Origin of the sequence: Oligoflexus tunisiensis (assembly GCF_001748245.1) — a bacterium.
GTDB classification, from domain to species: domain Bacteria; phylum Bdellovibrionota_B; class Oligoflexia; order Oligoflexales; family Oligoflexaceae; genus Oligoflexus; species Oligoflexus tunisiensis.
Window position 1 is genome coordinate 6,621,620 of the sequence record NZ_BDFO01000001.1, and the last position, 15,044, is coordinate 6,636,663.

The window sequence follows — 15,044 nt, forward strand, 5'->3', positions numbered from 1 at the left end:
TCGTGGTTCTCTTCATGCTGCGCACATAGCTTCCCACAGAGCTTGCCCCGATACCGGAACTGCCTGCCTTGCGTTGGCAGCGGCAGGGTGCCGTCTGACGTAAAGCTCGATCCATCCAGGAACACCCGGCGGCGCATAGAGCTTGATGCTGCGGCCATCGACGATCTGGCAATCGTCACCCCATAGGACACCTGATTGGGTCGCAGCATCGGCGACCAGCTTCCAGATGTTATCCGCGTCAGGTTTGACATCGACATAGACGGCCTTTGGCTTGGACTTTGGCCTGGTCTTGATAGCGACGATGAGGACCTGCAGCGGGCCGCGAAGCAGATCGCCCTGGTATTGGGCACGGATGAACTCTGCGATCTCGTCCATTCGCTTCCTGGTATCCGGGTGCTTGAAAACATGCCCACTTCGGGTCCTCCTCGCTTCTTTCTTGCCTTCCGGCTCGACTGGTATGATAAACTTCGTAGTATCAACACTCTGTTGCTTGACGTTGACTTGTGCCCGGCTGCTATTTGAGGTCGGGCTCCTTTTTCAGAATGGAATGTCCGCTGGGAAATCCTGATTGCCGAATTCACCTTCAATTCTGAGATTGCGTCCACTTCCTCGATTGCCACCCGAGACCTGATCAGGAGGCGGCGACTCTTCACGCCTTGTACCGAGGAACTTGACTTCGTCGGCATGTATTTCGGTTGAGTATCGTTTGGATCCATCTTGCGCATCCCATGACTGATGCCGAATTTTTCCCTCCAGGTAGATCGGTGAACCTTTCGTCAAATACCTGGAAACATTCTCGGCCTGCTTTTTCCAGACCACGATATTGTGCCATTCAGTTTTCTGGTGACGCTGACCGCTCTCGTCGGTCCATTGGTCAGTCGTCGCCAGAGAAAACTTGCAGACCGCTGTTCCGGTGTGCGTGAAGGTCAGCACCGGATCCTTGCCCAGGTTACCAACCAGAATTGCCTTGTTAACGCTGCTCAGATCCTGCCTTCCACGGGTTGAACCCGGCTATGGCGGCCACCATCATCAGCTGTTGAGCTTCGAGGAAGCAGACCGGAGAACACGTTTCAAACTTGAACTTAATCTCATCTGGGCGCATCCGCTTTCGACAGATCGGGCAGCGGGGACGCTCCAGGTATTCCCGGAACCATTTGATTGGGCTATTCATAAAGAGCCCAATTGTCAGTCGTTAGGTTCCGAATCTCTGCGAGTGGTTCGCAAATTCGATCATCGGCGTCCGCCAGCATGATGACTGGTTTGAAGGGACGACCGAGCAGCTTTTTCAGTGCATCATTGTCCACCTGCCAGGTATTGCCCTTAAGGTCACCTGCTTGGTTGAGCAAGAATGCATACTGCCCACGGGGCCAGTCCCGCTTGCGCACCTTGCGGCCTTTTTCCAATTGCTGAAGTGCCCACCATGCATTGTGATTGTATTCCTTGTCGAAAGGCGAATCGGCTCGCAGGAAATCGCCGAAGAATTGGATGTCAGCCGTCCATGGTTTTTCTGATCTCATTTGTCCACACATACAGACTCCTTGTTGAGAAACAATATTCAGCCACCGCTGGTGTGCCGGCGATGTCGATGCTTTCAGCCTTCAGCGTGGGGTGACACCCGATCGGCGATGATCTTTTTCAGCTGCATAAGCAGCTCGTTTTTGGGATATCCGTTGAGGGCATCGATGATGTCAGTCCACTCGTCCTCGGGCACCGATGCCTGCTGAAGCTTCTTCTGGATCCATTCCTTGACCTTCGGATCGCTGGTTACGACGATGTCTGTGACCTGACGAGGCGCTGGCTGGGACGATTGAAGCACTGCAGGTTGTTCTACCTCGGCCTCCATCATTTCCTCACGGATATAGTAGGACGATAGTTCCTCAGGGAATGCCTTACGCAGGGCCTTGGCTTCCGCACATTTCTCAAGCATCGTCAGTGGCATTGTGTCCCAGAGGGATTTCTTTCCGTCACGCGAGGTTTTGTAAAATTCGGAAAAGTACGCGGTTGCGCTGAATTCCCGAACCTGCCCCTGCACAAACTTTTGGACCGTGATAGTGGCCTTCACCGGCTTCCCGGAATGGTCGGCGGCAAATTCAAAGAGCGCCGGCAGGATGCCGGCATAAGCTCCGGTGCGTCCTGCGATCAGCCGGTAGGCGTCGATTGAAAGGACGATGGAGGCCCGGCCACCCACCTTGATGAAATAAATATGGCGGGCTTCCGGGTTCAGGCCCCTGGTTCGGCAGACACCAACAAAATGATCCCTTTCCTCCGGTGTCGCGTCCTTCGTATAGTGCTGAGTCCAGTATGCGATGCGTTCCGGTGTGATTTCGTCGCGATTAGAAACCGCTGGCAACATTTTCAAATTCCCTTTCGAGTTGAGCGATCAGTTCTTCGTCCGCCATACGTTCATCGATCTCGTAGTCCTCGGCTGCGGGCTTCGGGGCGAAGCGGGGCAACCCCAGAGGGAGGATTTCCTCGGGGAGCCCCGGCCAGGATCCACTTGCCTGGCAGCGCCGAAGGAAGGAGAGGTTTCGGCGAATGAATCCGCGTCCCAAAGCGATTTCATCCGCCGTCGCATCGTAGGTCGCCACCAGATGGACAGGTGTGGATCTAACGGCGAGAAAAATATAGCGTTCCGGTTTGATGCCGGTGGTTCGGTAAATGCCATCGATCGTCATCGCCGCCGATACGAAGTAGCGATGCTTGTAAGCATCAGACTGAAATTCGTGATGCAACACTTCCCGGGCGGTCTTGAAATCAACGACGGTCTTCAGATCTGCCGACACCCAATCAGGTCTGCACTTGCAGAGGCATCCTGTGCGCGGGTCGATCCAGTAGAACGAAACTTCGTTGCGGCCCGGCTGCGATAGGATGGTCTGCGCAGGCCTATAGGCGTCGACCGCCTTTTTCATGTTTTCGACAGCCTCAACTTCGTCCGGCTGCAGGCAGACCTTGTTCGGGTGGCTGGACTCGAACTCTTTCCAGATCTTGGTATTCCGCGCTGCATCCGGGCCGTCGATATAGAGATGTTCAAAGGTCCCTTCCATCTTGCAATGCAGGGCTTTTCCGATCCGCAGGGCTTTGCTTTCGCTCTCGTCGCCGAGATGATCGATAGCGTACCGATAGACGGCGGCGGCTTCGTCGAGTTTTACGAGCCCGGTTTTGGAAATTCCGGGCGAGCGATGATAAGCCTCGATATCGAGGGTCGGATAGATCCCAGACTGCACGTTGTTCATCCCTGTGCTTTGACGCGAAAAGGTTTCGTCGAGACCACCTCGAAGAAGTGCTTCTTGCGCTGGCGATCTGTTACGACCACCTCAGCCTCGTCTTGAAGGTCAAGATCGAAGCCGCTCTTGCAGGATTTTGTCAGCAGCCGGATCGCTGCCTGGCATGGACTTCTGGCCTCGATTGGAACATCGACCAGATCCAAATCGGAAAGAGTTACTCGGTAGATACTCATGGTCCGGCCTCCACCTCGAGGCGCAGACATCTGAAAGAGTAAGACTTACGGACGTCATTGAACCTCAGAGTGAAAAACGCATCCCCCGGTATCCAGGGGAGGCGCGTATGTTGCAGAGTGCCCTTTTACGGGACATCCAGTCGCTCGTACTGAAAATTTTTTCATATCTTCTCCTCTGCAACTTGGGATGCAGCCTCCCGCTGGAGGCCACGTGGTGGATGATATTCATGGCTTTGGCGTCTCACCCATCCGCCGTTCACTGATGCGAATATACTATCGCGGTTTTAACTCATCAAAAGAAATCGTCATTTTTTGCGAAAATAAATTTTGCAAAAGAGCAAAAAATTCCCGACAAACGTCCTCGAATATCATGCATCTCTCACCTTTCGGATAATAATAGGCTCAGAGCGTTTGGGTGTGGATGGCTGCTTCAGGCTCTCCTTGCTGACTCTTGCCTTCGACCTCTAATTGGAAGCCCGCTGACGCTCTTTGAGAAGATGGGACCAGCGGTCAAGATCAGCTCGATATATCACGCAGAGGAGTTCCGGCAGATTCCGGTGCGCTCGCTTCATACGCTTATAGACCTTGAAAAAGGCCTTCCAGAACGAGCGGCGATGCTTATCACGCAACAGCAAGCCTGGCGACGAGATGACGAACGCATGCAGGTCCGAAGCCGCCGCCAGCTCCTCCTGGGACAGCATTGCAGCAGCACCCAAAAATCTCACCGCCCAGCCCCGGTGGATTTGAGCAGGATCCGACAGGCGGGGCAGGATTTCCCTAAAGGCCCACTTGCCATGGATTTCCAGAATCGCCATATACTCGAGCGGCGATAGCTGAATGAAAGGGGCATATCCCAGTGCCTGGGCTTCTCGCACAAAGCCAGAGAAGGGCTTACTGCCAAGCGCTGCTTGTTCAGACGGCGGCATGCTTGTCCTCCTCCTTGACGATCCAAATCTTATGCTGACGCATGGTGAAATGAGGGAATTCCGAAAACTTGAATTTCTTTGTCTTCTTGCAACCGATCGGGAGTACTTCAAACTTTGTGGTGCCGACCTTGGTCAGAATTGCCTCCTTACCTTTGATTTCAAGTCGATCTCCAACGTCAAGGATGCGCGCCACGGCTGCCGTGGATTTCGATGTCTTTGCCTTCTGGCTTGGTGTCGTCTTTTGCGTCATAGAGAATGGGTTGGTGCTTTGGCCCAGGTCCGACTTCTTCGTCTTGCGCCCATGAGCCTGGTTGAACGTGCTGATCGCTTCACCCTGCACTCGCCTTGGTATAGGACGCATTCTCAAACGTTTGTAGCCTGACTCTGGAATCTCGTCGGCTTCGGGTTCCTGGCGTGCTAAGGGGACATTGTCCCGGTTCATGGAGTAAGAAAATTCGCGTAAAACTCGGTAAATCATACACACCTCAGAATGGAAATGAGCCGCTGTTTGCCGACAAAAGCTACTTGGATATATCGACTATGGGCAGGTTTCCGTATTGCAGCTTTCTCTCCTCAAAAAGGTTTGCGGGCAAAAATAGTGACCCGCCTCGGTCAAAGCTTTTGAATATTTCAAACCAACGTGATCAGTGACGAAATATCGCAAATGATAGGGCGAAACGCGGTTCGGCTATCATTAGCTCACATGAGCTCGGGACAGCTCCGGATAGCTCACATAAGCTCGTATCAGCTAAATTGAGCGAATCGAACGAACCGCAGTTCCCAGGTCGATTCGGCGAAATGGGGAAGCCGAATACCCTTGCAGGTTCCCTCAATCGGAAACCAGTTTTTGCACACGTTCGACGCCGAACATATGCAGAAGATTGTCGTAAAGCTGATCATCAGTGAGTTTCGCGAATCCGCGTTGAAAGCTTGCCTGACTCTTCAGTCCTACTGTTAGAATCGAAGCGGCCTTCTCAAGTTCGATTCGTCTCAGTGATCGCGGTGCTGATTTTTTTTCGCTCGCAGTGTCGAAAGGAAATTCTTGTGCTTGCGCTGTCGAATTTTTTTCGCTCACCTTGCTTGTATCCATGCTATTTGCCAGCTCCATCGGGCGTGTCATCACCGCTGGCAGATCGAGCAGGTTTGCGTGAGTGACTTGCACTCGCACACGCTGTTGGGTGCCACTCGGCCTCATGGCAGGGGATGGATCGGGATCCGGATCAGCCTCGGCGTTTAATGCGGGTTGATAATCGGTGGTCGGGGTGTTGTCCTCCGGCTCTGGTTGGCATGGCTCTCCCATGTCTGCAGATGCCAGGGAATCGGTGCCCTCGCTCGACTCAGCCGAGCAGCCCAAGCGGGGCCCCACCATCTCGAAGGAGCTTTGCGTGTTCGGAGCTTCTCCATGGTCCAGAGAGGACCGATCATGCTCCGTGATTTCTGCTTCGATCAGGAGCGCAGTCTGTGCGTCTGGCAATAGATTTTGGACTTCTCCCTCAAGAGCGGATTTCTCTTCCTCGGGATCCTGGTAGCTAGGTCCAAGGATGACTGACCAACTGTTGCCCGAGCGAAAGGTGTCGAGGAATTCTTTCATGAGCTGCGGGGTATACGGGAATTCTCTTCCATAGGCCCTGAACGCTGACTTCACGAAGCTGACGAAGCGAATTGCCTCGGTCTCTCCACGTTCAATCGCAATCTGCTCAACCGCCGAGTTCCAGAGAGCCCGATCGTATTTGTAATCTCGCTCCTTCCAGACTATCGCGCCGGCTTGTGCAATGTTGATCAGCCTTGGATGAAAACTCGAAGCAACAGGAGCCCACCGCTCCGCGCGCGCGTAATTACCAACGGTATTCTTATTATTTGCATTTCTTATATTAGTATTCTTAGCAAAGTCTGTTCCCTCTGGAATCATTGAAGGGCATAGGATAGAGCATGATTCTTCAATGACTTGAAACGACTTCTGCCGGATCTGAGACGACTTCTGCCTGATCTGAGACGACTTCTGCCGGATCTGAGACGACTCCTGCCGCAGTTCTTCTTGTCGGATCTGAGACGACTCCTGCCGGACCTGAGGCGATATCTGCCGCACCTGGTCAGCCGACCCGATGTCTCGACGGACCTGAGACGACTCCGGCCGCAGCGCATCCCAAAGAATCAATCGGGATGTATCTGGTAGCGGTCTGAATTCTTCCAGGTCGTGCCCGGGCATCAATGCCTCATGATCCGCAAATCCATTCGTGTCGAGTCGGGCAATCAGAGAGTTTTCGCCACCTCGATACCATAAGCCAGCTTTGGCTGTTCGCCACAACGCAACATCTGTCAAATGATGATAGTACCGGGTATGATCTCCGAATTTCTTCGGCTCCCGTGCTTGGGAATAAATCATCCGGCAGTCTTCAAGTTCAGCTATGTGCGTCGAGGTCGTCCTTGTCGAACACCCCATGGAAGACGCCAGTTCCTTCAAGGTCGGGTGGACGTTTATGTCAAGATAACAGAATAGGCCATAGATATATTTCGCAGTTGGGTGGATGAGCGTCTGGAAAAGTAGATATGGCAGACGCACGTGGTTGCCCGGCCGGTGAGAAAGTTCCTTGGCCTCATTTACGCGTTCGGGGCGCCTTTCAAACTGCCGAGGGAAATGGGTTCTAGGATCGGTACAATTGCTGGACGCAGGTGCTAGGCGGCTAGGCCGACACCAAAAGTCAGGATGGGCTATGTTTACGATTTTCAGTTTCGAGCGTGTATATGTGTCAAAGAAAACCATGCCTCGCTCCGCGAGGGAGCTGAGCGTCTTCACCAGAGTTGTCCTGCCAATCTTGAGATGGGCAGCCGCAGACACTTCGCTGGGATGGTCTTTGGGCGCCAGGGAATAGTAGTAGGCGAATACGGTCCATTCGATTGGCATCAATTCGCATAAGAACGATAGTTTCGGAATTTCCGTGTACCGCTTGCAGCGATCGAGGGCCAAGGCATGCTCCCGAATCCGGCGGACAGTATTGTCAATTGTGAAATCAAAATGAGGACGATTTGAATAAGTGATTTTTTCAGCGAGGCTGGTCATAATTTACCACCTCTTTTTTCAACGATCGAAATTCAGTGAGAACTTCGGGTTCAACCATCTAGAGCCCTTATGTGGAAATTTGAGCGTGCGCGTTCATGAGGCGCATGCTGATTGGGATCAGTTACTAACCACACTGATTTAATTTTTTCTTCCGGGTTTTTCGATTGCGTTGGATGCGGAGGCGGGCCATAAAAAAGCTGTTGCAGATTTTTTTGCCCGTCCCTTGCGGGACCCCATCTAGGGCTGTGCTAACAGCCCAGATGGACCCTCGCTATCCTTACGCTTTCTTTAACTACTGCGGATAAATTCCTTCACGAATCAACTCCTTCACGAATCAACTCCTCGTTTGTAAGTTTGAGATAAAGCACTGCATTGTTGTTCAGTGCCCTGTCTCGCAGAATATACAGTCTTGACCCTTCCTGTTAAGTCTAAAAAAAAATTATAAAACTGCAATATTTCGCTGGCTCCGGTGTTTCTGCGCCAAAAATCGGGCTGTTCGGCAACTAAATCCTGTCGGTAGGAGCACCGGAAAATCTCTATGGTGAAGGCTTATATGTGGAAAGCGGCAAGCTGAAGAGGTTGCCGCTGTATGAATACGCTTGGTGACGATAGCTTTATTAACTTGCGGATTGCTTATCCGATGGCAAGCAAACTTTACTTGGACTAGTCAAAGAAGTATTCGCGTTCTTCAACTTTTTCGGCTGTCGTTATCAATAGCGACTTTGGCTTTTCTGTGAACCGACATCTCAAAAGGCCGGAGTGTGCCATAGTCAATCTTGGCCTTGAGTACCTTCTGGATTGCTGCGCTCTGCTCAGCACTCATCCCTTCACTAGCTTTTTCCATGCGAATTTAGGGTACCATCTGCACCTGAGAGATTCATCGTGAGGGAAAGTTCCTGGCAGTTTGAAGAGATTTGCCTTCAGCGCTGGAAATTCTACCCGTAAGAAAAACTGCCTCTGGAACAACCTATATTCTATGCAATAGCTGAGCAATTAGGACTTGGCCGCATATGCTCTGAGTGAACCGCCAGAAATCGAGTATTCCGTCCAGTATCCTCGCTCCTTCGAAAAGCCCTTTAGCCCAATCTCACCCTCTTTGGCAGAAAATTCACAGATATCTTTCAATGCGAAATCTGGCGTACACCTTGGAATCAGCTGCAACTGGTCATCACTTAATTCATTTATGGTTATCTCGCTGAAACCAGTGATTTCTAGCAGTACCTGAGACAGCTCTGTCCCCTGGCTTGGTAGATCCAGGTAACCGTCACTGCATCTAACCGAGAAGTTCTTAGAGTTCATGTCCAAACTAAATTCAAGAACCTGAGTATCGGGGAAACTTAGCAACGCGATATCAGTATTCGTAAGAACTTGCATTTTTTCCCTGAAATTGGAATGTGAGCGTCTGAGCTTTTCCAGGTTCCTGGCCTTACAGGCGTTGGGCTCGTCCCGCATGAAATTGCACTTGTAGCGATTCAGGAGGGCCGAAATTTTCATAGAATTCGACTTCAAGATCGCCACCACTCGAACTTGTCGGATCCGGCTGTACATGAATCGGATAGTCTGCCTCCGGAGGAGCGGTGGGCGGCATGGTTGGTCGGTCACCAGGATTTATGACTATGATTTGCGAGGAAGCTTCGCCCGCCAACGCCATAAAAATAAAGATCATTTGATCTTAATAATCACTGCCCGCTCTTTAGAATTTCACAGACCAGCTTCATTTAAATGAATCGATAGTAAGAGTTCCATTTACGTTATCCAGAAGCGGGAACCTGGAAAAAGAAACTTCGACAGGAGTGCCCTTGTTCCCCAGGAGGTTGGTGCCTTCAATAAAAGTGACATTCCTAAGAATGAATTCATCCTCGAAATCACAGTCTTCAAAATCCACAAAACGTTTGAAGACACAGTTTTCAAATACAATTGGTCGAGTATTGTGGCCTCCCGATTGCCAAATGATCTCGCAATCAAAAGTCGTATTTCGAACAGAAAGTCCTCTGATGCAGTAAACCCCAAAGACTTCAAAATCTCTGACAATGCAGTCCCTAATCTCGATTTCTTCAGTGAAATGCACCATTGAAATCTTTAGCTGCAAATCTCTATCCTCAGAAAAAACAAGCTTCTTGCAAGGATCATTCTTGTATTGATATATCATGCTTTCACTTCCTTAAGGAATAAAGGCGGTGCTCAGCTTAGCCACTCCATCAATGACATTGCCTCTCACTGTTACATCGGTTTCTTTCACATTAACTACTACATCACGGAACAAGCCCTGAATCTTGCCATCATCGGCAAGTCTCTGAGCCGCGTTTTCAAGTGACTTAAATGCACCTATCGAATCTCCGCCAAATTTTTCTAAGAACCCTTCCATTTTGTGCTTTGCCAGACTCTTCGGACCAAAAACGTGTGTAGCCCCATTCGCCACTCGCGCAAGATCGTCAGCTGGCACAGACCACTTACTAGCTGCTTCGAGAACTCTTATGAGCTCTTCCTCATTGCTTCCATGTGGACATGCATAGGCTGTACTTTCAATAAGGCTGAAAAGGATTGACCTAAAGGAATTGACAGCTACGGCACAGGGCAACGCATCCTTAACAGCTGCGGCAACTTCATCAATGGTTTTCTTGTCTTTGATTCCAACCTTAACAGCCGCTCCGGCTATCTCTGCAGCATAGGAACCTGCCTTTACAACTTCTGCTGATTCTTCTGCTGGTTTACCTGCCCTGAGAACGTCAATAAGAACCGCGGCCTTTCCACCTATGGCGAGCTTGCTTCCAATTCCTGCAGTAAGTACCCCTACAACGGCCATGGTCCGTTCAAAACCAGAAAGCTTTTCTCCGGTAAGCAGATTCTTCCCAGTCACTGCCTCCCAACCATCCTTGGCCCATCCAAGGATTGGTGTCACACTGATGGCGGTATCGAGGAATGCGGTACCAACTTTGAGTGCAAAATTACTTTTTGCGGTGTCACCCTGCTGAAGGCTCTGTGCCGATATCTCAAGGGCGGCACGACCGCCTCTGACCAGGTTAAGACGATCTTCCTTGTTGGAATACACGCCATTTCGGATCTGGGCTTCAATGGCATCAGCCCGGGCTTGCTCACTTTTTATCTTTGACTGGATGAAGCGATCCGCAATGAGAAGGTTGACTTTTTTGGCCTCGGGTTCGTATTCCTTCCTATCGTCCTCCTTGTAGGCAAGGCCAAAGCTGATATCAACACTGGAGCTAATTTCCTTGGCCGCTGTGATCTGCAGCTCAAGGGTCGAATCATTTATGTCTTCTGCGCTGGCATTGTGGGCTACCGTAGCATCCCGCTTGGCCTTGATATTGATTCCAGCCGGCGAATTTGGGCTGCCGAGACCCTCCCTAAGTGCTGCAAGGTCCTTCTCGACCTTCTCAGTCTCCTCGTTCAGCCTCTTTTGATGGGCATCCAGATTCCTGGTCTTATAGGCATTCGATTCGTCCCGCATCCGCGAAATGGCATCACTGCGCATGAAATTGCACTTATAGCCAAGCCAGGATGGGCCGCAATATTCATAGAATTTGCCATCAAAATCGCCGCCACCCGGCTTGGTCGGGTCCGGCCGCACGGGAATTGGATGGTCTGACTCCGGAGGCTCGATGGGCGGCCTGGTTGGTCGGTCGCCAGGATTTATAACAATGATCTGTCCAACAGCTGAATTTGCCAGAAGTATTGAAATGATGAGATAGCTGATAAGTTTGATCATGTACCCGTCCTCATGGATTGTAAGCAAGGAGCTGATCCATGGACGCAGCCACGCGATCAATCATCTGGTCGTATTCCAAAAGAGACTGCCAATCCTTAAAGACAGGAGTGAAGATATCCTGCCCCGGTTTGGTATTGAAGGCAGACAAAACCTCCTGCTTTTGAAGTGACCATACGGCATTGAGAGCCGGCTTCTGCCGGGACTTCATTTCAAGCTTCATGATGGCGACCTTGATCTGACGAAGCCTTATTGAGATGAGCGTATGCGCTCCGTTCAGAGAAAGCCTGTAGCCAGCCTCTTCGAGAATCCTCGCTTTGAATTTATTGAGTTCATCTGTAAGCTTCTTGAGATCAGCATGGGATTGAAGCAGCTCGGGTGAAGACATGATCCGGGTCAGCGACTGATCAAGATTGTCAATGATGGTTCTGGCTTCTAATACTCTGCCGCGTTGGAGCAGTTCCACCCACCGAGCTTCGATGTCACGCGCTCCGAGAAGAGCAGCCTGATACTGAGCTTCCGCTTCCTTCTCAATTTCGATCTGCTTGACGGCAGCCTCGAAATCAGCGATGACACCCGTCGTCTTCTTGATTTCCTCAACTCGCTTGGCATAAGCCGCAGCTTTCCCTAAATCTGTGAGGAATGCATTGATATCGTCACAGACAGGTGGTCTCTCAGACAGCACGTCATAGCTTGAATCAAAAATGAAATCACGTTTTCCAGGGATGTCGTAAAGACTTTGGATCCTTCCAAGCATGCTGGCCCTTGATTCGGAGAATGATTCTGGTATGTGAACTGCTTCAGCATCCGCCAGAATTGGATCCACAAGCCTATTCATATAAGCAACCTGGGTCCTCAATGTTTCCACGTCCTTGCTGATTTCAAGACCTTTACAGAGATCCGAATATGATTTCTGGAGAACAGAAGCCGCTTCACTCTGAATGGCGGATATGGAGGCATGACTCTGATCGCTGGCCTTCAGCCGTGTACCAAAAGCTGCCATCTGAGAGTTTGCCTCCTTGATGTCGGATTCAAGCTTCTCAACCCTTGCAAGAAGAGACGCCCAGCCGCTATCAAACTGTCCTACAAGAGAACTAAGAAGTTTGTCCATTTGGGCATGCCTTGCCGAAAGCTCGTCAATCGACCTCTTGGCCAGAGCAGCTTCCTTTTCCATCTTCTCCTTGGCGTCTTTGGCCCTTTGCTCCTTCTCCTGGGCTGCCTTCAGCTCAACATCGACATCACCGTAAGTCTGATTCGCACCCTTATAAAGTTCATCCACCTTCGCGTTGTAAATAGTCAGCCACTCGTCATAAGCCTGCTTTTTTTCAGCAACCAGTGCCTGCTCGATCTGAGAAAACTCAGGGTCTTTTGTGATGTCGTAACAGCGGTAGATCTTATTGCCAAAAAAGTTGAGCTGGGATTTGCAGCCTCTCATGAGTCTGCTTCTTTCCCAGCCGCTCCAGACAGTATCGTCACTTCCCTTGTGCTCGTTCCAACAGTAATCGTGGGCCTTTGATCTTCTCCAGTCAGCCTTTCCTTTTTGGGAGTTATCGGCACCTTCGCCGGTTTCGCAAAAAAGATACGCATAGTCCTTTTCATTGGCGGGGTATTTATCACTGCTGTCGCCAAGGAATTTATTGGTCAGCTTGAAGTTGGTCTTCCATGCGCCGGAAAGACCGCAGATCGTGAGAACAATGAGTAACTGCTTATATTTATTCATGGCACTTTCTCTGTAAATGTTAACGCCTTGCTCATGCTGACAAGGTCGGTCAGATCAGCCATTATCTGGTCTGAGCCAGTCCCTTGCTCAAGGAGTCGACAACGATACCAATCTTCCTTTCGAGTTCCGGCTGTTTGGTGGCAATGCGTGTTCTTTCCTTGCCGAGGGATTTCATCAACTCTTCCGCTGAACTTCGGGATTTTTGATACTCCTGCTCGGCGATGGAAGCAATCTTTTGGATGCCTGCCAGACACTGATTTCCGGACGAACCGCCTGTCGTACCGCATGGCACAGTCTCAGGAAGTCCCTGTTGAAGGTCCCGATAAAGACAGGAATTCTCCCGAATCCGATTGATCACAACTCCAAGTTCACCTTCTTCCGGATGGCTGTCGTTCCTGCATGCCCATGTCGGGTCGTCATTCAGTGGACAGATAGGTTCGGGGTCTCGACCGACCGCCATCGCAAGGTCCTGGCATTTGAAGATGTCCTCAACAATCCGGTTCGTCAGATCATCCTTAAGGGCCTGCACTGTTTTGAACCTCTCAGGGAGCTGACTGGCTTTATCAAGCTCGACCTTGAAGCCGGACAGCATTCTGATTTTGTCTATCAGATCGTTGCTTGACGAGAGAAGAAGTGTCGGGTCAAGATCGAGGTTGCTCGCTTGGATGATCAGACGGCAGGAATCCGGGAAAAGGGCATTTCGATCAGCTAATATTTCGATCTGTGGCGGTCGCTGTCCTTGCACGTAAACAATGCTTGTTGATTGGACAGAGCCGTCAGCTGTTGGTGCAAGAGAAAATTCATTGTCGCCTTCGATAAGTCGGACGGAAAGCTGCCCCGTATTAACTGGGCATGGAAAGCTGTACCTCAGCCTGTGAGCCATGGACGTATAGGACGTAATACGAGGCAAATGTGAAATATCACCAAAATCGAAAACTACCCTCTTGCTCGGGCAGAACCTTGAATGTCCAGATCCGTTTCCTGCACAGTCCTTTGACACGTCAAAAACTGAACCATCCGACATCTTTGAAACCTTGATCTCTTTGGAAGCAACTTTGGTTGCATAGGAAATTTGGGCCTCATCAAGATGGTGAGATCTTTCTGCCAGCAGTGTTGATAGGGTTTTCGTCAGAATATCGAAATCCAGGTGCGAAGTGTCCTGGGTCTCCTGAATTTTCTTGACGAGGAAAGCGTACTTTTTTTGCACTTGCTCAGCAGACTCCGCTGGCAGATCATCGCTAGTAGAGCACGAGAAGCCATGACGCCACTCCACCTTCATAAGGTCACTGGCATTCATAAACCGTCCAGTCTTATGATCCAGCGAATTGCAGGCACTCGATCGCTTATTGATATTGTGATATCCAACCACACATGTTTTAGGCTTTGTCAGATCATCAATATAGGAACCGCATTCATCGCTCGGGCCATATATCTGATGATCGAAATTGATGCGGCATTGGACATCAGCTCTAAAAGTCCACAGCATACATTCACGGCCCTCCATCTCAGCACAAATTTTCCCATATATTTTTGATGAAAGAACGGTAACTGTACCCAGGTGCTGCTGAGGAGCCAGTTGGATGTCGCGGGCCTTTTTCTCACAATGCGCCTGCAAGTCCTGAGAAGTCCAATTTCTTGAGTGTCTTTGCAAACGTTCATTGCCTGTATCAATAAAGTCATGAGGTTGGTGTTCTCGGCCATGCCAACAGGAATTCTGCTTTTTTTCATAGCCACATTTGGCCCCATCTTTTTCCGCAATTATTGGTCGTGCGAGGTCTGGACCATGAGTAAGATCCTCGCAAGATTGATACTCCTTGTACGACCATACACCCTGGCAAACATTCACACCTGCGGGCCACTGGACAGGTTCAGCCTTGCCCATGTTTGAACCAATGGCTGCTGATGCTACAAGTAGCCAGGAAAAGAGAAATGTCCCTACTGCTTGGTGTTTCATGGTAAACATCCAGTTTTAATCGGGTTTTCGTTTAGGTGAACTATTATATTTCACATCAATCCAGCTACTTGCTATGGGATTGCGGATAGCCTTCATGTCAAGAAAATCTACCTTTGACATCAAAGTCTCCTTTGCTAATTGATCAGGAAGGGCTTCAAAACGAAGCCCCTCCTCAAAAATTTAATCGCCTTTGCGGTGGGATTGCACAGTG

General features: G+C 50.4%; 16 protein-coding genes. All 16 read right to left on the bottom strand.

Going from position 1 to position 15,044, the window contains the following annotated elements:
• Nucleotides 1–12 precede the first annotated feature (12 nt).
• The 16 genes from OLTU_RS27455 to OLTU_RS27520 all read right to left on the bottom strand — a co-directional run bounded on the left by OLTU_RS27455 (nucleotide 13) and on the right by OLTU_RS27520 (nucleotide 14,833).
• Nucleotides 13–462, bottom strand: a complete 450-nt coding sequence (locus OLTU_RS27455; RefSeq protein WP_141735920.1) for a RusA family crossover junction endodeoxyribonuclease — start codon at nucleotides 460–462, stop codon at nucleotides 13–15.
• Nucleotides 463–537: 75 nt separating this feature from the next.
• Nucleotides 538–984 carry a single-stranded DNA-binding protein gene (locus OLTU_RS27460; RefSeq protein ID WP_141735921.1) on the bottom strand — a complete coding sequence of 149 codons (447 nt, stop codon included), beginning with the start codon at nucleotides 982–984 and terminating at the stop codon, nucleotides 538–540.
• Between the two features lie 179 nt (nucleotides 985–1,163).
• Nucleotides 1,164–1,529 (bottom strand): hypothetical protein, encoded by a 366-nt coding sequence (locus tag OLTU_RS27465; protein WP_218110312.1) that lies wholly within the window; start codon nucleotides 1,527–1,529, stop codon nucleotides 1,164–1,166.
• A gap of 62 nt (nucleotides 1,530–1,591) precedes the next feature.
• A complete protein-coding gene (gene bet / locus OLTU_RS27470) occupies nucleotides 1,592–2,353 on the bottom strand; it encodes a phage recombination protein Bet (protein WP_141735923.1) in 762 nt (253 codons plus the stop codon).
• Nucleotides 2,334–3,233, bottom strand: coding sequence for a PD-(D/E)XK nuclease-like domain-containing protein (locus OLTU_RS27475; protein WP_141735924.1), 900 nt, complete (start codon nucleotides 3,231–3,233; stop codon nucleotides 2,334–2,336). Before OLTU_RS27475 ends, bet begins: the two co-directional genes overlap by 20 nt.
• A complete protein-coding gene (locus OLTU_RS27480) occupies nucleotides 3,230–3,457 on the bottom strand; it encodes a hypothetical protein (RefSeq protein ID WP_141735925.1) in 228 nt (75 codons plus the stop codon). Before OLTU_RS27480 ends, OLTU_RS27475 begins: the two co-directional genes overlap by 4 nt.
• A gap of 464 nt (nucleotides 3,458–3,921) precedes the next feature.
• Entirely contained in the window at nucleotides 3,922–4,383 is a 462-nt protein-coding gene (locus tag OLTU_RS27485; protein ID WP_141735926.1) for a hypothetical protein, read from the bottom strand.
• Entirely contained in the window at nucleotides 4,370–4,861 is a 492-nt protein-coding gene (locus tag OLTU_RS27490) for a hypothetical protein (RefSeq protein WP_176737018.1), read from the bottom strand. Before OLTU_RS27490 ends, OLTU_RS27485 begins: the two co-directional genes overlap by 14 nt.
• 351 nt (nucleotides 4,862–5,212) lie before the next feature.
• The gene (locus OLTU_RS27495) at nucleotides 5,213–7,441 is read right to left on the bottom strand and encodes a hypothetical protein (RefSeq protein WP_141735928.1); all 2,229 of its coding nucleotides are present in this window, start codon (nucleotides 7,439–7,441) and stop codon (nucleotides 5,213–5,215) included.
• Between the two features lie 688 nt (nucleotides 7,442–8,129).
• Entirely contained in the window at nucleotides 8,130–8,285 is a 156-nt protein-coding gene (locus OLTU_RS32520) for a hypothetical protein (RefSeq protein ID WP_218110313.1), read from the bottom strand.
• 149 nt (nucleotides 8,286–8,434) lie between these two features.
• The gene (locus OLTU_RS27500) at nucleotides 8,435–8,815 is read right to left on the bottom strand and encodes a hypothetical protein (protein ID WP_218110314.1); all 381 of its coding nucleotides are present in this window, start codon (nucleotides 8,813–8,815) and stop codon (nucleotides 8,435–8,437) included.
• A 52-nt stretch (nucleotides 8,816–8,867) separates the two neighbouring features.
• The gene (locus tag OLTU_RS32525) at nucleotides 8,868–9,107 is read right to left on the bottom strand and encodes a hypothetical protein (RefSeq protein WP_218110315.1); all 240 of its coding nucleotides are present in this window, start codon (nucleotides 9,105–9,107) and stop codon (nucleotides 8,868–8,870) included.
• 48 nt (nucleotides 9,108–9,155) lie between these two features.
• Nucleotides 9,156–9,590, bottom strand: a complete 435-nt coding sequence (locus OLTU_RS27505; protein WP_141735930.1) for a pentapeptide repeat-containing protein — start codon at nucleotides 9,588–9,590, stop codon at nucleotides 9,156–9,158.
• Between the two features lie 12 nt (nucleotides 9,591–9,602).
• A complete protein-coding gene (locus tag OLTU_RS27510; RefSeq protein ID WP_141735931.1) occupies nucleotides 9,603–11,162 on the bottom strand; it encodes a pre-toxin TG domain-containing protein in 1,560 nt (519 codons plus the stop codon).
• A gap of 10 nt (nucleotides 11,163–11,172) precedes the next feature.
• Nucleotides 11,173–12,879, bottom strand: a complete 1,707-nt coding sequence (locus OLTU_RS27515; RefSeq protein WP_141735932.1) for an AAA family ATPase — start codon at nucleotides 12,877–12,879, stop codon at nucleotides 11,173–11,175.
• 61 nt (nucleotides 12,880–12,940) lie between these two features.
• Nucleotides 12,941–14,833: a hypothetical protein gene (locus OLTU_RS27520; protein WP_141735933.1), complete on the bottom strand. Its 1,893-nt coding sequence runs from the start codon at nucleotides 14,831–14,833 to the stop codon at nucleotides 12,941–12,943.
• Nucleotides 14,834–15,044: the final 211 nt, after the last annotated feature.